The 22,776-nt window shown below is 36.1% G+C and carries 22 protein-coding genes; 16 read left to right on the plus strand and 6 right to left on the minus strand.

Annotated elements, in window-relative coordinates; all coding sequences use genetic code 11:
• Positions 1-35 precede the first annotated feature (35 nt).
• From M5121_RS08285 to M5121_RS08300, 4 genes are all read left to right on the plus strand, one after another.
• On the plus strand, positions 36-1,061 hold the full coding sequence (locus tag M5121_RS08285; protein ID WP_249570897.1) for a flavin reductase family protein: 1,026 nt from the start codon (positions 36-38) through the stop codon (positions 1,059-1,061).
• Between the two features lie 30 nt (positions 1,062-1,091).
• Positions 1,092-2,234 (plus strand): fatty acid desaturase family protein, encoded by a 1,143-nt coding sequence (locus tag M5121_RS08290; protein WP_249570936.1) that lies wholly within the window; start codon positions 1,092-1,094, stop codon positions 2,232-2,234.
• Positions 2,235-2,342: 108 nt separating this feature from the next.
• The gene (rph, locus tag M5121_RS08295) at positions 2,343-3,059 is read left to right on the plus strand and encodes a ribonuclease PH (protein ID WP_004665354.1); all 717 of its coding nucleotides are present in this window, start codon (positions 2,343-2,345) and stop codon (positions 3,057-3,059) included.
• A 311-nt stretch (positions 3,060-3,370) separates the two neighbouring features.
• A complete protein-coding gene (locus M5121_RS08300) occupies positions 3,371-3,538 on the plus strand; it encodes an ABZJ_00068 family colistin stress protein (protein ID WP_249570898.1) in 168 nt (55 codons plus the stop codon).
• Here M5121_RS08300 and nadC read toward each other — a convergent pair.
• Entirely contained in the window at positions 3,535-4,380 is an 846-nt protein-coding gene (gene nadC, locus M5121_RS08305; RefSeq protein ID WP_161420029.1) for a carboxylating nicotinate-nucleotide diphosphorylase, read from the minus strand. The two genes, M5121_RS08300 and nadC, sit on opposite strands and share 4 nt — an antisense overlap.
• Positions 4,381-4,525: 145 nt before the next feature.
• Between nadC and ampD the strand changes: the two genes are divergently transcribed.
• Together ampD and murJ are read left to right on the plus strand one after the other, a co-directional pair.
• Positions 4,526-5,104 carry a 1,6-anhydro-N-acetylmuramyl-L-alanine amidase AmpD gene (gene ampD / locus M5121_RS08310; RefSeq protein WP_249570899.1) on the plus strand — a complete coding sequence of 193 codons (579 nt, stop codon included), beginning with the start codon at positions 4,526-4,528 and terminating at the stop codon, positions 5,102-5,104.
• Between the two features lie 62 nt (positions 5,105-5,166).
• Positions 5,167-6,717: a murein biosynthesis integral membrane protein MurJ gene (murJ, locus tag M5121_RS08315; protein WP_249570900.1), complete on the plus strand. Its 1,551-nt coding sequence runs from the start codon at positions 5,167-5,169 to the stop codon at positions 6,715-6,717.
• Between the two features lie 44 nt (positions 6,718-6,761).
• Here the strand turns inward: murJ and bamJ (M5121_RS08320) are convergent, their stop codons facing one another.
• The 5 genes from bamJ (M5121_RS08320) to M5121_RS08340 form a co-directional block, all read right to left on the minus strand.
• Positions 6,762-7,445, minus strand: coding sequence for a BamJ family beta-barrel-assembly machinery protein (gene bamJ, locus M5121_RS08320; protein ID WP_249570901.1), 684 nt, complete (start codon positions 7,443-7,445; stop codon positions 6,762-6,764).
• 46 nt (positions 7,446-7,491) lie between these two features.
• The gene (gene bamJ, locus M5121_RS08325) at positions 7,492-8,199 is read right to left on the minus strand and encodes a BamJ family beta-barrel-assembly machinery protein (RefSeq protein WP_249570902.1); all 708 of its coding nucleotides are present in this window, start codon (positions 8,197-8,199) and stop codon (positions 7,492-7,494) included.
• Positions 8,200-8,376: 177 nt separating this feature from the next.
• Positions 8,377-10,566 (minus strand): polysaccharide biosynthesis tyrosine autokinase, encoded by a 2,190-nt coding sequence (locus M5121_RS08330; protein ID WP_249570903.1) that lies wholly within the window; start codon positions 10,564-10,566, stop codon positions 8,377-8,379.
• 16 nt (positions 10,567-10,582) lie between these two features.
• Positions 10,583-11,011 carry a low molecular weight protein-tyrosine-phosphatase gene (locus M5121_RS08335; RefSeq protein WP_249570904.1) on the minus strand — a complete coding sequence of 143 codons (429 nt, stop codon included), beginning with the start codon at positions 11,009-11,011 and terminating at the stop codon, positions 10,583-10,585.
• Between the two features lie 2 nt (positions 11,012-11,013).
• A complete protein-coding gene (locus M5121_RS08340; protein ID WP_249570905.1) occupies positions 11,014-12,114 on the minus strand; it encodes a polysaccharide biosynthesis/export family protein in 1,101 nt (366 codons plus the stop codon).
• 421 nt (positions 12,115-12,535) lie between these two features.
• Here M5121_RS08340 and M5121_RS08345 point away from each other — a divergent pair, with 421 nt between their 5' ends.
• The 10 genes from M5121_RS08345 to M5121_RS08390 are packed head-to-tail and all read left to right on the plus strand — an operon-like array spanning position 12,536 to position 22,769.
• Positions 12,536-13,732 carry a UDP-N-acetylglucosamine 4,6-dehydratase gene (locus M5121_RS08345; protein ID WP_249570906.1) on the plus strand — a complete coding sequence of 399 codons (1,197 nt, stop codon included), beginning with the start codon at positions 12,536-12,538 and terminating at the stop codon, positions 13,730-13,732.
• Positions 13,732-14,880: a LegC family aminotransferase gene (locus tag M5121_RS08350; protein WP_249570907.1), complete on the plus strand. Its 1,149-nt coding sequence runs from the start codon at positions 13,732-13,734 to the stop codon at positions 14,878-14,880. Before M5121_RS08345 ends, M5121_RS08350 begins: the two co-directional genes overlap by 1 nt.
• A 5-nt stretch (positions 14,881-14,885) precedes the next feature.
• Positions 14,886-16,022, plus strand: coding sequence for a UDP-N-acetylglucosamine 2-epimerase (gene neuC, locus M5121_RS08355; protein WP_249570908.1), 1,137 nt, complete (start codon positions 14,886-14,888; stop codon positions 16,020-16,022).
• Entirely contained in the window at positions 16,012-17,106 is a 1,095-nt protein-coding gene (locus tag M5121_RS08360; protein WP_249570909.1) for an N-acetylneuraminate synthase family protein, read from the plus strand. Before neuC ends, M5121_RS08360 begins: the two co-directional genes overlap by 11 nt.
• Positions 17,107-17,751, plus strand: coding sequence for a PglD-related sugar-binding protein (locus M5121_RS08365; protein WP_249570910.1), 645 nt, complete (start codon positions 17,107-17,109; stop codon positions 17,749-17,751). It begins immediately after the preceding gene.
• On the plus strand, positions 17,744-18,805 hold the full coding sequence (locus tag M5121_RS08370; protein ID WP_249570911.1) for a nucleotidyltransferase family protein: 1,062 nt from the start codon (positions 17,744-17,746) through the stop codon (positions 18,803-18,805). The genes M5121_RS08365 and M5121_RS08370 overlap by 8 nt, the downstream gene beginning before the upstream one ends.
• Entirely contained in the window at positions 18,805-19,509 is a 705-nt protein-coding gene (locus M5121_RS08375; RefSeq protein WP_249570912.1) for an acylneuraminate cytidylyltransferase family protein, read from the plus strand. The genes M5121_RS08370 and M5121_RS08375 overlap by 1 nt, the downstream gene beginning before the upstream one ends.
• The gene (locus M5121_RS08380) at positions 19,510-20,709 is read left to right on the plus strand and encodes an oligosaccharide flippase family protein (RefSeq protein WP_249570913.1); all 1,200 of its coding nucleotides are present in this window, start codon (positions 19,510-19,512) and stop codon (positions 20,707-20,709) included.
• On the plus strand, positions 20,699-21,679 hold the full coding sequence (locus M5121_RS08385; RefSeq protein WP_249570914.1) for a glycosyltransferase family 52: 981 nt from the start codon (positions 20,699-20,701) through the stop codon (positions 21,677-21,679). Before M5121_RS08380 ends, M5121_RS08385 begins: the two co-directional genes overlap by 11 nt.
• Before the next feature lie 10 nt (positions 21,680-21,689).
• Complete coding sequence (locus M5121_RS08390; RefSeq protein WP_249570915.1) at positions 21,690-22,769, plus strand: hypothetical protein; 1,080 nt, start codon at positions 21,690-21,692, stop codon at positions 22,767-22,769.
• Positions 22,770-22,776: the final 7 nt, after the last annotated feature.

Consider the following 22,776-nt stretch of genomic DNA (forward strand, 5'->3'; position numbering starts at 1 on the left):
TCAAAATAAATAGCCAGATACAAAACGAGGAACGTATGAACGCAGAGTTAAGTTATCAGCCACATTGGATTCGCGAAGATTTTGTTGATTTTGTTTTGCAAAAAATAAAGCCAACGTTTGCTTGGAAACGTATTCTTGCAGAAGTTACCGCTGTAAAGTCGTTAAGCTCAGATATGGTTTTACTCACCATAAAACCAAACCACAACTTTGATTTCATTGAAGTGGAAGCTGGTAAAAGTGTTTTGATCACGTTAATGATCAATGGGGTTTATCACCAACGTAGCTATTCAATTGTCGATATTACTAAAAATGGTGAAATTCGATTAGGCATTAAGGTTCAAGGTTTAGTGTCAAAAGCAGCACAACAATTGCGTGTAGGGGATCGTTTTGAAATCTCTCAAGCACAAGGCGATTTTGTGCTACATCAAGGACAACAGTCTGCACTCTTGATTGCTTCTGGTTCTGGGATTACTGCAACTTACTCATTGTTAAAACAGGCAGTTGCTCAAAAGCTTAAAGAAATTCATGTCGTGTATTTTAACCGTGCTGAAGTGTTCCATCAGGAAATATTGGCTTTAGCAGAACAATATCCACAACTGAAATATCACTTTTTTAATACAGCACAGCAAAAGCAGCATTTAGATACCGCTTTATTAGAAAAGTTAGTTCCGAATTTTAAAGAATTACAGGCATATGCTTGTGGGCATCACAGCATGATGCGCCAAGCACAAGAGATTTATGCTCAACAGGATGCGGTAGGAAATTTTCATCAAGAGTTTTTCCAACCTGTACAAATTGAGCAATCTAACGAAGCTCAACCGATTACTTTCCGCCGTGCGCAACAGAATTTTATTGCAACGACCAATCTATTAAGTAGTGCGGAGCAAGCAGGTTTACGCCCACAGCATGGTTGTCGCATGGGGGTATGTAATCGCTGTAGCTGTACCAAAGTTAGTGGTGTAACACAGAACGTGATTACGGGTGAGATTGATGATCAGCCTAATCGTGCGATCAAGTTATGTGTAAGCCAAGCCCTTAGCCCAGTCACGATTGACCTATAAAAACAAATATTGAGGATAATTGAAATGAATATGGCATTAGAATTTAAAGCAGCATCAAAGTCAGCACATTTGACGCCAGAGCAAGTTGAAGCATTTGGTCGTCGTGTCGAAGAAATTCGTCTAGCTGTGATGCAGAATTTAGGCGAAGAAGATTCAAAATATATCTATAAAGTCCGTAATTTTGTGCGTTATACCGAGATTGCATCTCGTGGCATGTTGATGTTCGGTGGTTGGATTCCACCTGTATGGTTATTGGGTACAGCAATGTTAGGCGTATCTAAGATCGTCGAAAACATGGAACTTGGACACAATGTTATGCATGGTCAGTTTGACTGGTTGAATGATCCAAGTTTACGTGGTGAAGATTATGACTGGGACAATACCTGTTCAGGGAATGATTGGCGTTTTACCCATAACTATATGCACCATACTTATACCAATATTGTGGGCAAAGACCATGACGTTGGTTATGGCATCTTACGTGTCACGGAAGATCAAAAATGGGAAGTTCGTCATTTGGCCAATATTCCATTGGCATTACAGTTAATGTTCTTTTTCCAATGGTATGTGGGCGTACAAAACCTACATTTGGAAGATGCGCTAGTGTATAAAACCAAAACATGGAAACAAGTGTGGGCAGATGCAGCCGAGTTTCGTAAAAAAGCGACTCGACAAGTCCTCAAAGATTATGTGTTTTTCCCTACGATTGCGACCATTAACTTTATCCCAGTATTGGCAGGCAATGCTGTAGCTAATGTGATTCGTAACTTATGGTCTTCGGCAGTGATTTTTAATGGTCATTTTACTGAAGATGCAGAAACCTTTGAAGCCGATAATACTGAGAACGAAAGCAAGGCTGAATGGTATTTACGTCAGATCCGTGGTTCAAGCAACTTCACAGGTGGTAAGTGGATGCACTTTATGAGTGGTAACTTAAGCCATCAGATTGAGCACCATTTGTTCCCAGATATGCCAGCCAATCGTTATGAGCAAGTGGCACCACAGATCAGAGCTTTATGTGCTGAATATGGCGTGAACTATAACGAAGCGAATTTCATGAAGCAATTTTGGACAGTTTGGGTGCGCTTAGCAAAATGTTCATTGCCAAATGATACGTCGGCACAATTGGCACAAGGTTGGACTAATTTAAAAGCGAGATTTAAATTTGCTTAAAGGATTGCTTATTCGTGGAATTGTAACGAATAAGTAAAACTGAAAGCACGTGTAATTGAGCTATACTATGGCGCAATCATATTTGTGCCATAGTTTTAAGGAATCGTTATGCGTATTGACCAAAGAGCATTAGACCAATTACGTGAAGTAAAAATCACACGTAACTATACCCGTTACGCAGAAGGTTCAGTTTTGGTTGAGTTTGGTCATACCAAAGTGTTGTGTACAGCAAGTATTGATAACTCAGTTCCACGTTTCTTGAAAGGTCAAGGGCAAGGTTGGGTGACTGCTGAATACGGTATGTTGCCACGTTCGACGCATACACGTAGTGACCGTGAGGCAGCGCGCGGTAAGCAAACAGGACGTACCCAAGAAATCCAACGTCTCATTGGTCGTAGTCTTCGTGCCATGGTGGATTTGAAGAAGTTGGGTGAGAACACGATTACGATTGACTGTGATGTCATTCAAGCAGATGGCGGTACTCGTACAGCAGCCATTACAGGCGCAGCGGTAGCTTTAGTTGATGCTATGAATGTGTTACTGAGCAATAAAAAGATTAAACAAGACCCGTTAAAAGGTCTCGTAGCAGCAATCTCAGTAGGAATGTACCAAGACGAAGTCTTACTCGATTTGTGTTACGAAGAAGATTCAAATTGCCAAACGGATTTGAATGTGGTGATGACACAAGCGGGCGAATTTATTGAAATTCAAGGAACGGCAGAAGAGAAACCGTTCACTCGCCAGCAGTCTAATGCCATGTTAGAGCTTGCAGAAAAAGGAATCGCAGAATTGATTCAGAAGCAACAGCAGGCACTTGGTTGGTAATCTCCAGTTGATAGTGCGGGCGGTCTGGCTACTTTAGACCGCCTTTTTTTTATTTATCAATTTAGATGCTAATGAAGCATAAACCTATAAATACTCAGGAAAATGAGTACAACCCAAGTCAAAAGTCCAACCATAGCATATCAACACGAACTTGTTGCCAAGGGCTGTAACCGCAAGTAACGAAATAAACAGGTCAATTTATTTCTCAACATAAAATCACACAATCTTTGCAGTTTGTCACATAACCCATTTATTTGAATCATTTTGCTTTGATAGATTAGAAAAATGAAAAATAAAGAAGGACGGGAAGCATGGTACAAGTTTTTTTGGTTTTTTTAACAGCAGTGACTTTTGTTTTAATGGCTGCGGATCCAAGACCAACAGATTTGACACAAGCTAAGTCAGCATGGAGTGAAAAAGCCGAAGCATCTATCGATACTTCGACTCATAAGCATTCAACTGAGATAGATGATGTCTAAGCATTAAAACGCATAGATAAATCGACAGCTCTCACATCCTTAGTGAGTACACCCATTGAAATATAGTCGACGCCAGTTGTTGCAACTTCGCGTAAATTTTCAATGGTGATATTGCCTGAGGCTTCTAATTTGCAACGCCCTGCAACATGTTTAACCGCGTCAATCATCTGTTGTTGGCTGAAATTATCTAACATGACGATATCTGCACCAGCTTCAAGTGCTTGGTTTAACTCGTCCCAAGTCTCAACTTCTACTTCGACAGGTTTACCCGGTGCAATGTCATGTGCCTTAGCAATTGCTTGAGCAATGCCACCCGCTGCCATGATATGGTTTTCTTTAATTAAGAATGCATCAAATAGACCTAGACGATGGTTCTGTCCACCACCCACAGCAACTGCATATTTTTGTGCAATACGTAGACCAGGTAAGGTTTTACGTGTATCAAGCAATTTGGTATTTAAACCCTCAAGTTGTTGCACATAATTTGCAGTTTTAGTCGCCACAGCAGAAAGAGTTTGAATAAAGTTTAAAGCAGGGCGTTCCACAGTCAGTAAACTACGTGCAGAACCTGCAAGTTTTAAAAACGCCTCATTTGCCGCTACAAGTTCACCCTCTTGCTTTAGCCATGTAATTTGAACATTACTGTCATATGCTTGAATGAGTGCATTCACCCAAGGCTGACCCGCCAATACCATATCTTCACGGGTAATAATCGTTGCGGTTGCTTGCTCTTCTTCAGGGGTAAGCATTGCGGTAATATCACCATCCCCAATATCTTCTTGTAATGCTTGTTGAATATTGATTTGAATAGATTGTTCAAGCAAAGATTGAGGAATACTCATACCCGTTCCAGTATATTTATGACCAAAAAACTTGTGCGATATATTAGCACCCTCCTCATAAAAAATAAGTATTTCATCTCGATTATTCCTGATAAAGCATGTCAGAATGCAGTAAATAAACATTAAATTGCTGATTCGGGTCGTAATGCAACAGACTAAATTTACTCAAGTGCAAGATGGAAAATTAATCGGTGCGACCCAGATTGCATCACCTAATTTTAATACTCGTCCTGATGATACAGATATTCAACTAATTGTTATTCATAATATTAGTTTGCCACCTTCACAGTTCGGTGGAGGCTATATTCAGCAGTTTTTTCAAAATAAATTAGATTGGTCTATCCATCCATATTTTCAGACCATTGAAGGGATGCAGGTATCCGCACATTTGCTGATCTTGCGTACGGGAGAGGCCATTCAATTTGTAAACTTTAATGATCGCTCATGGCATGCAGGGCGCTCAAGTTATCTGGCTCAAAAAGAATGTAATGATTATTCGATTGGGATCGAATTAGAAGGCAGCGATGATTTGCCTTTTGAAGTTGAACAATATCAGGCTCTCGTAGAAATCGTAACGGTATTGCGACAGGCCTATCCAAAAATTCAGAATCATATTGCAGGTCACTCTGATATCGCCCCAAAACGTAAAACTGATCCCGGGTTATATTTTGATTGGCAATTATTCCGTCAATTACTATCTAAAAAAACTTCGTCGAATTTATGATTTCACAACGAAATCTATTTTGACTTTCATTACAATAACGCTTTTTAAAAGATAAGCCGTAGGTGAATGCGATGGCATTGTGGCGATCGACTGTCATTGTCAGTGCAATGACGATGTTATCCCGAATTTTGGGATTGGTACGTGATGTTGTGCTACTCAATGTATTTGGTGCGGGCAAGGACTTCGATACTTTCGTTGTTGCCTTTCGTATTCCCAACTTTTTTCGGCGTTTATTTGCTGAAGGGGCATTTTCACAAGCCTTTATTCCTGTTCTAACAGAATATAAAACCAGTCGTGCGCATGCCGAAGTTCAGATTCTCATCAGTCGAGTTTTTGGTTGTCTACTCACAGCCATGTCATTATTGACGTTTGTCGCAATGGTTGCTGCACCTGCAATTATTTATATCTACGCACCCGGATTTCATAACGATCCTGAGAAATTTGACCTTGCCGTTGATATGTTTCGTCTTACGATTCCCTATCTGATGTTCATGTCATTAACGGCTTTTGCGAGTAGCATCTTAAATAGTTATGGTTCATTTGCCTCACCTGCGTTTTCACCTGTGTTGCTGAATCTGGCAATGATTGCAGGGGCGTGGTGGCTAACGCCGTATATGGCTGAACCGATTATGGCATTGGGTTGGGCGGTAGTTGTGGCGGGTATTTTGCAGCTTGCCATCCAGATTCCAGAGTTATGGAAAAAGAATCTACTGATTCCCCCTAAAGTTGATTTTAAACATGAAGGTGTTGACCGTATTTTAAAGCTGATGCTGCCAGCACTGTTTGGGGTGTCAGTCACACAGATCAACCTATTGCTGAATACGATTTGGGCTTCATTCATGCAAGATGGTTCAGTGTCATGGTTATATAGTGCTGAACGTATGACAGAGCTGCCATTGGGTTTAATTGGCGTAGCAATCGGTACAGTGATTTTACCTTCGTTATCAGCACGTCATGCCGAACAGGATCAGGCCAAATTCAGGAGTATGATTGACTGGGCTGCCAAGATCATTATGTTGGTGGGCATTCCTGCAAGTATTGCCTTATTTATGCTGTCCACCCCAATTATTCAGGCATTGTTTCAGCGCGGTGAATTTACACTGGAAGATACCCACATGACGGCACTGGCCTTGCAATGTATGAGTGCAGGGGTGATCTCATTTATGTTGATCAAAGTGTTTGCACCTGGTTTTTACGCTCAGCAAGACACCAAAACCCCTGTTCGTGTCGGGTTAATGGCAGTTGCGGCAAATGCCATTTTAAACGTGGTATTTATTGGTTTATTTAAACTGATTGACTGGCATGCAGAACATATGGCTTTGGCGTTGGCTTCTTCAGGCTCAGCTTTGGTGAATGCAGGCATGTTGTATTTCTATTTGCACAAACGCAATATCTATCGTTTTGGAACGCACTGGAAGAAACTGGCAATGCAATTTACCATTGCCAACCTCACCATGATTGCTGCACTTTGGTATGCACTGACTTGGTATCAGGGTGATATTTCACAGTGGTTACGGATTGCTGAAGTGGTTGGGCTGTGTGTCGTTGGGGTAGTGGCCTATGCGGTAGGATTATTGGCAACAGGGTTCCGCCCAAGACATTTAAAGGCCTAATACCTCTCTAAAAAAACTAAACCCTCCTGATGGAGGGTTTTTTACTATTTAACTTCAAGTAATTCAATATCAAAAATCAGGGTACTGTTGGGTCCGATTGCATCACCTGCACCAACATCTCCATAGGCCAAATTGGCTGGAATAAAGAAACGGCTTTTACCACCCTCTTTCATGGTTTGCACACCCTCAGTCCAACCAGCAATCACTTGGTTCAGTTTAAACTCAATTGGATGGTTGCGGGCAATTGAGCTGTCAAACACAGTACCATCCAGTAAACGACCTTCGTAATTCACCTTAACTGTAGAGGTTGCCTTTGGAGATTTTCCTTTGCCTTCTTGGATCACTTGGTACTGTAAACCTGATTTGGTGGTTATAATCTCAGCTTTCTTTGTGTTTTCAGCTAAAAACGCTTTTCCAATTTGCTCATTTTTTTGAGCAAGTTCCTGAAATTCTATCAGTTGTTTTGCTTCGAGACGCTTTTTATATTGGCTTAATAGGTTAATCATTTCTTCATCAGTTAACGATGCAGACTTACCTTGTATCGCTTCTTCTAGACCTTGTGAGATTGTTGCAATATCAAGATCTTTTAATGTCTCAGCGTAACTCTTACCAATTAAATAACCGTAACTATATCCTAACTGATCTTTTTGTGGGCTTTTTAAAGTAATAGGTGCTGCATTTGCTGTGCTCATCATTGAGGCAATTAAAATCAAACTTAGTTTTTTCATTATTTCTTCCAAAATAAAGGAGAGCGTATGCTCTCCTTGGTACTAATTATTTTACAGCGATTAATTCGACATCAAAAATTAATGTGCTATTTGGTGGAATAGAACCAGGAACACCTTGTTCTCCATAAGCAAGTTGAGAAGGGATATAAAGCGTTGCTTTGCCACCTTCTTTCATTAATTGTAAACCTTCTGTCCAACCGGGAATGACTTGGTTGAGTGGAAATTCGATTGGCTCACCACGGTCATAAGAACTGTCAAAGACCTTACCATCGGTTAATTGACCTTTGTAGTGAACTTTCACAACAGAGGTTGCAACAGGTTGTTTGCCAGTACCTTCTTTAATAATTTTGTACTGTAAACCGGAAGCCGTTTTTTTTACACCTTCTTTTTTCTCATTCTCAGCTAAAAAACCATTGTTTGTGGTTTCAGCTTTTTTGGTTTCATTAATTTGTTTTTGTTGAAGTTCCTTTTGGAATTCCATATAAGCAGCTTGTAATTCTTCTTCGGTGTATGCAGCAGGCTTTTTGGCATGCCCATCACGGAAACCTGTGATAAATGCAGCTGTTTCCAATTCAGGTGGTGTTTGTTTTGCAACTTCATAGCCTAAGGCATAACTGATTTTTGCAACAGGGGCTGCATTTTTATCCGCTTTTGATCCAAGTTCAGTCGTCGGGTGCTGAGTAGCATAGTAAACAGGAACAAGGGCTGCGCCACCTAAAACGACTGCTGCAATGACAGGTAAAGCTTTACTCATGAGATGTCCGAAGTAAGATTTTAATAAAAAATATGGTCATGATCTTAGCATGTCTAAGCTTAAGCATTGAATAACTCAGCTAAAAAATGCGTGTATTTTTTATATAGTTTCTGTGTTTATCAATAAAAAGCCAGACTTTGAGATCTGGCTTTTTGATATGACTGTTATGATGGATTTTTAATCATCTTTATTTGCTTTGTAAGCATATGAATAATTGTATCCATACCCATACCCATACCCAGCACCAGCACGTTGAATATCATTTAAAATGAAGCCATTTACTTTGACATTCGCTTGTTCAAAGCGACTTAAACTTAGTTCAAGCTCTTTCATTTGTGATTTAGCATAGCGTGCTACAAGTAAGTTCACATCCGCATATTGAGAAATGATAATTGCATCGGTTACAGCAAGTACAGGTGGTGTATCAATGATAATATGATCATATTCTTGGCTTAATTGGTTAAGTAATACCGCAAACTGTTCAGATCCTAACATTTCCGATGGATTCGCTGGACTTTTACCCCGTGTAATAATACTTAAGCCATCTACTTCAGTTGTATGAACTACTTGGTTTAGATCAGCTTGATGACTTAAAAATTCAGATAAACCAGGCTTTACATCTAAATTAAAATATTTATGTATATAGCCACGACGCATATCTGCATCAATCAACAAAACTTTCTTGTTAGTTTGTGCAAGAATAGTGGCCAAATTGGTTGAAATAAATGATTTACCAACTTCAGGAGAAGGACCTGCAATAACAATAATATTATTCTTCGCATTTACGAGTGCAAAATGAATCGCTGTTCGAATACTACGTAAACTTTCGATCGCAATATCATCATTATGCTTAACCGCAAGGATAGGAATACTCTTCTTTTTCTTTAAAATACTGATACGTGTCTCTTGAATCGGAGAGCGTGGTACAGTTGCATAAACAGGTAGATTGAATTCATTTTCAATTTGCCCACTATCTTTGATACCCGTACGTAACATATTGCGTAACAAAGCAATAAGTGTACCAATGAATCCACCCAAGAAAATAGCCAAGACAAGTACTTGTAATTTTTTTGGCTTAATTGGTTCAACAGGTTCAACCGCAGTATCTACAATACGAACATTACCAATTTCGCCTGCTTTGGCAATTCGAAGCTGTTGATACGAATTCAATAAAGCAGTGTAAAGTTGGGTTTTAACCTCAACCTCTCTGTACAATTGAAGATATTGTCGTTGTATATCTGGCAATTTTTTTAATGTACTATTTAAATCACCAATTTGTTTATTAATTGCAGCAATTTGAGCATTAATTTCACGCATCGCTGGATGTTCAGCTGTGTACTTTGCTGCAAGATCTGCTTGTTGTTGCTGCAATTCTATTCTTTTTGTTTCTAAAGTAATACTTTGTGTTAGATAAAGCTCAGATTCTTTAGTCACATCAACAGTATTGTGTTGCTGACGAAATTTATTGAAGACACGTTCAGCATCATCGAGTTGCTTTTTCAAATCTGGAAGTTGTTCATCTAAGAATTTCAACGTTTGCGCTGTTTCTGCAGAGCGACGCTCTACATTTTGCGCGCTGTAAGCAGCTAAAATTGCATTCAGAACTTTTGTGATATGTTCTTTATCTTGCCCTTGATAACTTAGACCTAAAATCCCAGTGAGTTTACCTCTTTCTGCGACTGAATAATTTGAGTTAATCGCTTGTACCGCAGCAGGCAGCGATTGCTTTTCTATGAAATAATGTGCGTCAAATATATCCGAAGAAAAAATAGCAATTTTCCAAACACCCGCACGCGTGGTTAATTGGTTCAACTGATTCAGGGGTGCTGTTAATAGAACCTCTTCAGTTTTTGTATCGGTTAAGCTAAAACTCTTACCTTTAAAGCTTAAACTTAAGGTCTTATCCAAATAATAGTTGGGAACCTCAAATTGCTGTACATCAAAAGCTTTTTGGCCATCGTGAAAAGTGACTGCTTTGGGCGCATATTCTGTTTCATAAACAGTTTTATGAATTAAGCGCTGGCTAAAGTTATCATCTTCACTTGAAACTTTTAGATCAAGATGAAGTGCTTGAATTACTGATCCTAAAACTAAACGGGATTTTAGAATTTCGATTTCAGACTGAGCGGGTGATTTTTGTTCAATCATTTGTGATAAATCACCCAATAAAGCAGCTGAAGCCCCTTTACTGTCTTCAACTTGAACTAAGGCATCAACTGAATAGGTATCAGGTGTTGCACGAAGGTACAAAAGTGCACATACAAGACTAAGAATAATAAATAAAGCGATTAATTTCCATTGAGCAATAAGAGAGAAAAAAAGCTCTTTCAAGTCAATTGTGTCTTCAGTATTGGTATTTTGGCTCATAATCTTAATCTAAAAGTTAAATATAATTTTTCCAATCAGTGACACACTGTTGAATAAGCTGACATGTCTCATCAAAAAAAGCCTGATCATGCTGATATGGGTCTGGCACATTTTTATTCTGCCAGTGACCTAATCTGAAAACTTTTCCTTTAGCAAAAGGCCAAGTTTGTTCAATATAAGCTTGCTGATTTTTGCTCATCACCAGAATTAAATCCGCTTTTTTTAAATGTTCAGCATTTAATTTTTTTGCGATATGCCCACTTATATTAATACCTAAATGTTGCATACATAGCTGTGCTTTGTCATCGGCAGGATGACCTGAAAGTCCGGAAATACCAGCTGACTCTATCGTTAGCTGAGGGTAATCCTGTTTTAGTAGGTATTCTGCCATGGGGCTACGACAAATATTACCAACGCAAACCACTAAAATACTTCGAATCTGCATGATTACTTACCTAGCTGATCAAAGCTATAAAGTGCATTCGAGAACGGTACAATCTGGTTCATAACACGTTGCCAGCGAGTTAAGCCTGTTGCATCAATATATACAATATCGTTACTACGTAAACGGAATTGATTTGCCAACCCAAAGTCACCAAGGCTCATTAAATTCAAATGATAAAGTTCAGTTCGTCGATCATTTGCGTTAGTGCGTAATACATAAATTCGGCTGGCACTTGCTGATAAAGGATTCAAACCTAAACCCTCACCGAGAGCATCGCTCAAAGTCATGCCCTGATCACGCATTGGCAGAGCTTGGTTTTTACCAGACTCACCCATAATATATATTTTCTGATTGTCTTTAGTACTTACGTAAATTGTATCGTTTGGTTGAATTAAAAGTTTGTGTAGCGAATAGCCTGCTTTTTCTAATTCAAGTGTATTGATATTATAAGTAGTACCATTACGTACTAATTGTATATAAGTATTATCACCTAATTCAGATACACCACCAGCCACACCAAGAGCTGTATATAAATTGATAGGTTGGTCATTTAAATAAAATTGACCACCTTTTCTTACACTTCCTTGTACAGAGTAACGTTGCCCTTGATAGTTTAAGACTCTGACAATTACGTCAGGGGTTTTTAAATAATGAGCAAATTGATTTCGTAATTCTGAATTTAATTGACTTAACGTTTTATCAGATGCCTTGTATCGACCGACTAAGGGCAATTGTATGAACCCATTATAATCAATAGGGAATCCGTTCGCTTGAATCGATTGATCATTCGACAGATTGTTTACAGGTGGGGTGATTTCAGGGTATGCCCAAAGTTGAATGGATAAAACATCACCAGGACTTAAACGATAAACACGCTGTGGTTGATTAAATAAAGAAGTATAGTTTTGTTGGTAGTTTGACTGGGTTGGTTTTATAGACTCTAAAGTATCTTGTGTAATTTTTATCACACTTACAGTTGTCCCAAGATCAGTTTTATAAACCCCTTCATTTGGAATGTCGTAAGTTTGAAGACCAGAAGTGACAGCACATCCAACAGCACTTAAGCTAATTGCAAGGATGGAAAATAATTGATAATGCTTCACAATTTACCCTTGAATATTTATAAAATTTATATCAGCTTAGACACAATCATGTGTGTTTAGACTTAGAATTTTCCCAATTCTAGCTCAAAAATCCTAAAAAATCACCGATTAATCGTTTAGCTTTGTATGTTAAGTTTATCTGACTGGACAAGCGATTTTGTTAATTATTGATAATATTGTATTTTAGTTGAAATTATCAATATGATATGCGTTACTTTTAAAGTCGTCATACAATTTCATTCTAGAGTATAAAAAAATTCTGATATATTGTTGCTGAATTTAAAGTATGTGATTTAGCCAACTTTTTAAAAGCTAACTTTCTGCCTTAATTTTATAGTTGATGAAATGAAGGTGATTTCATAAAGTTTGGCCGAAATATAATCAATATTTATATGGAATAAGTTTTTAAATAGGGTTGAAAATGTCTACAGATATTCAATTAAATTTAATTGGCAGAACACAAGAACTTTTTGTTGATGATATTCAGCATTGGAACAATAAATTAATTGAGATTGTTTCGACATCTAAGTTTTTAGTTTTGGGTGGTGCTGGTTCAATTGGACAGGCCGTTGTTAAAGAGATTTTTAAACGCAATCCTAGGAAGCTTCATGTTGTTGATATTTCTGAAAATAACTTAACAGAAGTTGTTCGTGATATTCGTAGTTCATTTGGGTATATTGATGGAGATTTCCAGACTTTTGCATTGGATATTGGCTCTGCTGAATATGATGCTTATATCAGGAATGATGGTGATTTTGACTACGTTTTAAATCTTTCTGCTTTGAAACATGTGCGCAGTGAAAAAGACCCGTTTACATTGATGCGAATGATTCATGTCAATATTTTAAATACTGAAAAAACGATTCAGCAATCTATTGAAAAAGGTGTGAAAAAGTATTTCTGTGTTTCAACAGATAAAGCTGCAAACCCAGTCAATATGATGGGTGGCTCGAAGCGCATTATGGAAATGTTCCTTATGCGTCAAAGTCAGCATATAGATATTTCAACTGCTCGTTTTGCTAATGTTGCATTTTCTGATGGTTCTTTATTGCATGGTTTTAACCAACGTATTCAGAAAAATCAGCCAATAGCGGCGCCAAACGATATTCGCCGCTATTTCGTTACTCCAAAAGAATCTGGTGAGCTATGTCTAATGTCCTGTTTACTAGGTGAAAATAGAGATATTTTCTTCCCTAAACTTAGCGAACACTTACACCTCATTACTTTTGCTGATATTGCAGTCAAATATCTTAATAACCTTGGGTATGAGCCGTATTTGTGTGAGTCTGAGGATGAAGCGCGTAGCCTAATTCAGACTTTGCCAAAACAAGGAAAATGGCCTTGTTTATTTGCTGGAAGCACAACTACGGGGGAGAAAGATTTTGAAGAATTCTTTACCGATAATGAAACTTTAGATATGCAACGTTTTAATAATTTAGGTGTTATTAAAAACGAGCTAAATGTTGAAGAAGATAAATTGCATGTATTTGAAGAAAAAATTCATGCAATGCTTTCAAATAAGCAGTGGAATAAAGAAGAAATTGTTGATCTATTTAACTATATGATGCCTAACTTTGGACACAAAGAAACAGGTTTATATTTAGATGGGAAAATGTAATGGATACTTCTAAATTTAATCAGTTTGTACGAGATATTTATCGTACCAATAATTTTATTCCCTTACATGAACCTCGTTTTTTTGGTAATGAAAAGAAATATGTATTAGATACGATTGATAGTACTTTTGTCTCTAGTGTTGGTGCGTATGTAAATGACTTTGAAGCCAAGGTTCAACAATTTACATGCTGTGCTAAAGCTATTGCGACTGTTAATGGAACAGCGGCTTTACATATTGCTCTTTTACTAGCTGGTGTAAAGCGCGACGATATCGTAATTACACAAGCTTTGACTTTTGTCGCAACTTGTAATGCCTTGTCTTATATCGGTGCGGAACCATTATTTATTGATGTTTCATTGAAGACACTCGGCTTGTGTCCAAAAGCATTAGACGCTTATTTGCAAGTTAATGCTTTTGTTGATGACCAAGGTGTATGTAAACACAAAGCAACGAATAAACGAATTTCTGCAATCGTTCCAATGCATACATTTGGCCATCCTGTGGAAATTGATGAGCTTCAACAGGTCGTAACAAAGTGGAATATTGCATTAGTTGAAGACGCTGCCGAAAGTTTAGGTTCTTACTACAAAGGTAAACATACTGGAACTTTTGGTCTAGTTTCAGCACTTAGCTTTAATGGAAATAAAGTCATAACTACAGGCGGTGGCGGTATGGTCTTGTGTCAAGATGAAGAACTTGGCATAAGAGCGAAGCACATTACGACAACTGCAAAAATACCGCATCCTTATGAGTTTTATCATGATGAAAATGGTTTTAACTACCGGTTACCGAATTTGAATGCTGCTTTAGGTTGTGCACAAATGGAAGGTTTGGAAAGTTTCCTTGCTAAAAAGCGTGATTTAGCTCAGCAATATCAAGATTTCTTGAAAGATAGTGATGTTTCATTTGTTGTGGAACCTGAAGACTGCCGATCTAACTATTGGTTAAATGCCATTGTTTGCAAAGATAAAGCACAACGAGATTTGATTTTGGATGAAACCAATTCAAATAAGGTGATGACTCGCCCAATCTGGACTTTAATGACCAGATTGCCAATGTACCAAACTGCATTACAAGGTGATTTAACTAACTCATTATGGCTGGAAGAAAGAGTCGTAAATATTCCAAGTTCAGTTCCTCTGGAGTAATAAGAATGAAAAAAATAGCCGTTTTTACAGGAACTCGAGCTGAATATGGTTTGCTGTATTGGTTAATGCGAGATATTCAGCAAGATCCAGAGCTAGAGTTACAAATTCTAGCTACGGCTATGCATTATTCACCTGAGCATGGCGAAACTTGGAAAACTATTGTTCAAGATGGTTTCGAAATTACCGAATCGGTAGAAATGCTATTGTCATCTGATACATCGTCCGCTGTTGTAAAATCGATGGGTGTCGGCTTACTTGGATTTGCAGATGCATTGAAACGTATGCAACCTGATTTATTAGTTGTTTTGGGTGATCGTTTCGAAGCTTTGGCAGTGACGCAAGCTGCTTTAATCATGCATGTTCCTGTTGCACATTTGCACGGTGGTGAAATCACTGAAGGTGCATATGACGAATCAATTCGTCATGCGATCACTAAAATGTCTAATATCCATTTTGCTGCGGCAGAGGAATATAAGAAACGAATTATTCAGTTAGGCGAGCAACCAGAAAAAGTATTTAATGTCGGCGCACTAGGCTTAGATCATATCCAGCGTACAACATTTAAAGATAGTGCAGAATTGAGTGAATTATATGATTTTGATTTTTCAAAACCATATTTTCTCATTACTTATCATCCTGAAACTAATTTACTAGAAGAAAATGTTGCGCCTTTATTTGATGCACTTAAGCACTTAAAAGATGTCAATTTTGTCTTTAGTTATCCAAATGCCGATAATGGTAATACTAATATCGTGAAAGCGATGCTTGATTTAAAAGCACAGTTGCCAGATCGTGTATTACTTGTAAAGAGTTTTGGTATTCAAAACTATTTAAGTGTTTTGAAAAATGCTTTAGGTATGGTGGGTAACTCATCAAGTGGCTTGTCAGAAGCTCCAGCATTACAGGTTCCAACAGTAAATATTGGTGATCGTCAAAAAGGACGTTTGCGTTGTGAATCTATCCTTGATGTTAAATTAGACAAAAATGAAATTTTAGAAGCATTGCAAAAAGCAATAGATTTTCCAGATGATCAATTGAATCGAGTTGTGCCACCTTTAGGGTTGGGTAATACCTCTCAGAAAATAATTGAACTTATCAAAACGATTGATTTTAAAAAGAAGGCGCCATTTTATGATCTTTAATCAAGACGAAATTTATGTCATTGCAGAAATTGGTGTAAATCATAATGGCTCTGTAGAGTTAGCAAAAGAGCTTATTTTAAAAGCCAAAGATTGTGGTGCGAACGCTGTTAAATTTCAAACATTTAAAGCAGATAGTTTGTTATCTGATCAAACTGAAATGGCTGCATATCAAAAAGAAAATACAGGTTCTAGTCAAAGCCAATTAGAGCTTGTAAAAAGTTTAGAGCTCACTTATGAGCAGACAGAAGAAATACAGAAATTTTGTGATGAACATCAAATTACTTTTATTTCAACGCCGTTTGACTCGGACAGTTTGAAGTTTTTAGTAAATGACATCGATGTACCTTACTTAAAAGTATCATCTGCTGATATTTCAAATTTACCATTTCTTTATGAAATTGCATGCTCAAAAAAACATGTCATTTTATCTACAGGAACGGCAAGTTTGGGTGATATTGAACAAGCCTTATCAGTATTTGCATTTGTTATCGATAAGGGAACAGGTGTTCGACCGTCTCAGCAGTTATTTAGAGAAGCTTATTCTAAAATTTCAGTCCGTAAACAGTTGAAGGAACAGGTTTCTATTTTACACTGTGTGACACAATATCCAGCATTATTTGAAGAAAGTAATCTTAAAGCCATTTCAACTTTAAAAAAAGTATTTGATTTGGTAACAGGGTTTTCTGATCATACGCTTGATGAATATGCAGCGGTTATTGGTGTAAGTCTTGGTGCCCGCATTTTTGAGAAGCATATTACATTAGATAAAACGATGGCTGGCCCAGACCATGCAGCATCAATGGAACCAGATGAATTTAAGCATTATGTCGAAATTTTGCATAAAACACATGCAGCTTTAGGCGACGGTATTAAATTTATGCTAGAGCAAGAAAGCGATAACTATTACCTAGTACGTCGTAGTATTGTAGCTAAAACAGATATTGCGGAAGGGGAGCTTTTAACCTCTGACAATGTCACAACAAAACGAGCAGGTCACGTTTGTTTAGAACCAAATAAGTATTGGGATGTTATTGGTACAAAAGCAAAACGTAGCTTTAAAAAGAATGACTTTATTGAAATTTAAATGAAAAAATTGGCAATTTTTGGTTCAGGTGGCTTTGCAAAAGAGCTAGTAGATTTAGCAATAGATCAAGGCTATCGCGATATATGTTTTTTAGAAAAAAGAAGTGCTAAAGATGGTGATACCTTACTTGGTTTCCCCATTTTGTCTGAATCAGGAATACCGACATTAACGGATACGGTATATGTGATAGGTGTTGCTGATCCAAAGATTCGTAAAAGAATATATGAAGCTTATCCCGATTTACCTTATCCCAATTTGATTCATTCTCAATCATCACTTGGGTATGGCATTCGGGAGTTGCTAGAACATAGTAAAGGTGTGGTAATTGCGGCTGGAGCACGGATTACAAATTCATGTCGTTTTGGTCATTTTGTTATAGTAAGTTTTAACAGCACAATTGGGCACGACTGTATTCTAGAAAACTACGTTTCTGTCATGCCAGGTGCGAATGTATCTGGTTGTATTCATCTGAAGCAAGGTGCTTACATTGGAACAAATGCTGCTATTTTGCCAGGCAAAAGCCCAGAGCAATTGACATATTTAGGTGAAAACTCCGTTATAGGTGCGGGTGCTGTGGTTGTGAAACATACGGAACCGAATAAGGTCTATATCGGATCACCTGCTAAGGAATTAAGTCGTGACTAGAGACGTTAATAAAATAGTTTTACATAAAAATGATACGGTTTTGAAGGCATTAGAATTACTTGATTTATATGCTTTAAGAATTGTACTAGTTGTTGATGATCGTAATCAGTTGATTGGTAGTATTACAGATGGTGATATCCGTCGAGGTCTTTTAAAAGGGCAAGATTTGCATGCATCTGTTGATACAATTATGCATACTAATCCTTATAGCATTGAGGAAGGGAGCTTAGATAATCGTCAGATTTTTGAGATCATGCGTGAAAAAAGCTATCTGGCGTTACCTATAATTAAAAATAATCAACTTGTTAATATTATTACGCTTGATGATTTGATTCGTAAAAAACGCAAAGAAAATCCAGTTTTTATTATGGCTGGCGGTTTTGGTACGCGTTTGCGCCCACTCACAGATACATGCCCGAAACCGATGTTACCTGTTGGTGGTAAGCCTTTACTAGAAACCATTATTTCAAGCTTTAAAAATCAAGGTTTTTACAAATTTTATATTTCTACCCACTATTTACCAGAAGTGATTAATGAGCATTTTGGTAATGGCGAGAAGTTTGACGTACAGATCCAATATGTACATGAAACTGATCCACTTGGGACTGGCGGTGCATTGAGTTTATTGCCAGCATCAGAGATTACATTGCCATTCATTGTGATTAATGGTGATGTATTAACAAATATGAATTTTGAAAAGTTATTGGATTTTCATGAGAAGCGTGAAGCTATAGCAACGATGTGTGTGCGAGAGTTCCAATATCAAATTCCTTATGGCGTAGTAAACTCCGAAGATAACGTAATACAAAGCATGACTGAAAAACCAAGTTATTTCTTTGATATTAATACAGGTATTTATGTCATTTCACCTGAATTGTTGGCTCAAGTTAATGCACAGTTTATTGGTATGCCAACTATCTTAGAACAGCAAATGGAAAAGAAAAATAAAGTCTTAAGTTATCCTTTACATGAATATTGGCTCGACATCGGTCATATGGAAGACTATAACCGTGCTCAGCGAGATATTATTAATTTAGATTTTGGTAAGTTTTAATGATAGGGCAATATAGAGTTACAGCTTTGATTCCTGCACGTGGTGGCAGTAAACGTTTACCGCGTAAAAATATAAAATTATTGGTTGATAAACCCTTAATTGCATGGTCAATAGAAGTTGCTAAAGCATGTAAATATGTAGATCGAGTGATTGTGTCTACTGATGATGAGGAAATTAAAAGAATTTCTGAACAGTATGGAGCAGAAATACCATTTTTGCGTCCAGATTATTTGTCAAATGATCATGCATCAAGCTTCGATGTAATAAAGCATGCTATTGATTTTTTAACTTTAAGTAAGTCAAATGAACTCATTGTGTTACTTCAACCTACATCTCCTTTGCGTTTAGTATCGGAGATTGATACGGCTTTAGAGTTTTTTGTTCAGAAAAATGCAAAAGGTGTTGTATCAATTTCTGAAACTGAGCATAGTCCAATGTGGTCAAATACATTGCCAGAAGATGGTTGTATGTCAGATTTTATTCGCCCAGAAGTACAGGGTAAGCGAAGTCAGGATTTACCTAAGTTTTTCCGTTTGAATGGTTCAATCTATATCTATGAAACTTTATCTTTATTAGAACAATCCAAAATATTTTTTAATGAAAATGTATATGGCTTTCAAACATCTTTAGAGACAGCTGTAGATATAGATACAGGATTAGATTTTTTAATTGCCGAAACAATCATGAAGAATAGAGCTTATTGAATGAAAGTATTAAAAGATAGCTTTATTTATTTGATTGGGGAGCTTTTTGCGAAAAGTCTCCCCTTTCTGATGTTGCCATATTTAACGCGTAAACTTGGCCCCGATGGTTTTGGGGAGCTATCTTATTATTTGACATGGTTGGCTTTGTTTGGAATTTTTATTGGATTAAGTCAAGAAGGGGCAGTAACTCGTTATTTTTACTTTTATGGTAAGAAGGCTTTAAATACAGTTGTGACTGCGGGTTATTTATACAATGTTGTGATTTCAGCAATACTGCTTTTAGGCTGTTGGTTTTTTCAAGCTGAAATCATGGCATATATTGTACTCGCCACCATGTTTCAGTCTTTTATTAATGTACAACTAGCTTTACGGCAATGCCAGAAGCAACCTGTAAAATATATTACACTGCAAATTATTTTATCTCTAACAAGCGTTATTTTTACGATTGCAGCATTAGAGTTATTTAATGAAGATTTGGTTGCTTATCGTATTCTTGCAATAGTTGTAGCTAATGCCCTAACCTTTTTTATTGCTAGTGTTGTATTAGGTGACTTATTTTCTAATAAAAATAGGATTAGTCTAAAACGTCTGAAGTTAAGTGCACTATATATATTTTCTTTTGGCATTCCTTTAATTCTGCATCAATCAAGCTTTTTTGTTAAAGGGCAGTTAGATCGTATTTTTATTTATCAACAGTATACAAAAGCAGAGTTAGGTATATATTCGGCAGGGGTACAAGTTGCTGCAGTATTGCCAATTATCCTAATGGCTCTAAATAAAGCTGTTGTACCATATTATTATCAGGGTTTAAAAGAAAATACGCTGACTGTTGAGAGAATTAAGAAATACACGATTTTTTGTCTTCCTTTGTCTATAATTCCTGCATTGCTTGGTTATGTTCTACCTCAAAATACCTATGAGTGGTTTCTTGGTGATGGTTATACAGAGTCAAAATATTATGTTGTGATGTATCTAATTGGATATGGAGCCAATTTACCATATCTTATGTTGGTTAATTATTTTTTTTATAATGGTCACAATTTGATTATTTCTAAAATGACATTAGCATCAGCAATTGTTTATTTAATTCTTTTGTATTTTTTTTCATTATTTGGAATTGAGTATATACCCTTTTCATTGATATTTAGTAACTTGATTTTAATTTTAATAATGTGGAGATTTTTGAAAGATGAAAACTAAGAATGCTAATATTTTAATGATTTGTCAAACTCCATTTCATTTGTGGATGGTGGATAAAATTATAAAGGAAGAAAAGTATGATAGTGTAGATGTTTTACTTCTAATACAGGTGGATAGTATTAAAATAAAATATTATATTGACTTGCTAAAGGGGAATACTTGTGATGTAAATATTAATTATTTTTTTATTAAAAATGATAATAATTTTGAAATAATAATTTCTCTTTTAAGGCTTAGTTACTTCCTTTCTGGAATAGGTCCATATATAAAAGTATATATATCAGGTATAAATAGCTTATACGTACAGAAAATAATTTCTAAAATTAAATTTGATCTTTTAGAGACGTATGATGATGGAGTTGCAAACGTTTTTTATGATGGAGTTTTTTATGAAGACACTATTGGGTTAAAAAGAAGGTTTTTAAAATTAGTTTTTAATATTAAAGTTGATATTGAGTGGATTCGAAATAATACTAACTTACATTCTACTATATACAAAGGGTTGAAAAACATTTCTAAGAAGACCAAATATGTGGGTGATGTGGGTGATGTGGGTGATGTGGGTGATGTGGGTGATGTGGGTGATGTGGGTGATGTCAGAACTTTTTTTCTAGGTCAACCTTATAAAGAGTTTGGAGATTATCTAGAGCATAAAATTAAGACAGTATGTTCTAATCTTAAAGTAGACTTTTATTATCCACATCCAAGAGAGATAACTTATAACATTCCTTGTGAAATTATTAATAGCCAAATGATAATTGAAGATTACATTGAAAATTTTTCTAAAGAAAATCCGAATGTTAGTATTGTAGTAGTGGGTTTTATTAGCTCTGCTTTACTTAGCATAAATGCCCCTAATTTAAAAAAGATAGCATTATATGATGATTTCTTATATAGCAAATATAGTGGAATTTATAGGTTGTTTCAAGAATCAAAAATCGAAACGATGGATATGAATTCTTTTACTTAGGAGTAGATAAATGATTTTTTCAAAACAAAATTTGGGCGAGTTGTTTTTTGTTGTGGCAAACTTGTTTTTATTCCTATACTTGGTTGTTGGTGGATTTCTATTTCTAAGTGGATATTATTTAATAATAATCTTAGGTGCGATTTTTTTTGGTCGATTTAATTTATTTATTTTTTCTATTATTTTAATTAACTTATGTTGTATGTTGTTTTTCGGACTTCTTAGTGTAAATTTTGAGTTCGATAAACTTTTGTTATATATTTTGGGGTTTTTGTCTTCATTTTCTTATGGTATTTATCTTGTTTCTTTAAGTAATAAGGTTTTTTTGACTAAATTTGTTTACCTTTTGTTTGCAAGTTATATTTCATACTTTGTTGTTAGAAATGGTTTTTCAAATATAGAGCTTTTTAATGAAATATTTTTTGGTTCCAGTAGGAATCTTGTAAGTGGTGTTTTGAATCTTCTTCTTGTTAATATAATGGTTTCTTCTTATTTTAATAATAAAAAATTAAGTTTAATTTATTATATTCTAAATATAGTCCTGTGCTTTGTTTTGTTTGGCCGGACAGGTATTTTTATTTCATTGTTTTTACTTGTTTTAGGGTTGTATTTTTCAGGGGAAAATAGATTTTTAATAGGCTTTGTTTCAGTAGTATTTACTTTTATATATTTTTTTCAAGAAAAAATTTTCTTGTTCTTAGATGAAAATACTAATTTTGGTCAGGGCTTATCTAGTCCAAGAGAAATTATTAAGGGTGAGTATATAAATTCGGTTCAAACAATTTCAGATTTTTTTTGGGGTAGTAATATTTATAATTGCTGCTCTTATTTGGCAACTTTAGAATATAATCTTCATAATAGTTTTCTTTTTATGCATTCAAGATTTGGTTTTTATGTTTTTATATTCAATATTTTTATTTTTATTTTTTTAGCATTTAGGGCAAAGTGGTTTTTTATTTTTCTTTATTTTGTAGTGGTTTTTAGGTACTTTTATGATCAAGTGGGCTTGTTTAGTGTTCTTGATCTCACATTGTTTTATGTTTTAATTGCTGCTTATTTTTATCAGGTTGATAAACGTAATTTTGTTTTATAGGTGAGTT

Source organism: Acinetobacter sp. ANC5681, assembly GCF_023488045.1.
In the GTDB taxonomy this organism is placed as follows: domain Bacteria; phylum Pseudomonadota; class Gammaproteobacteria; order Pseudomonadales; family Moraxellaceae; genus Acinetobacter.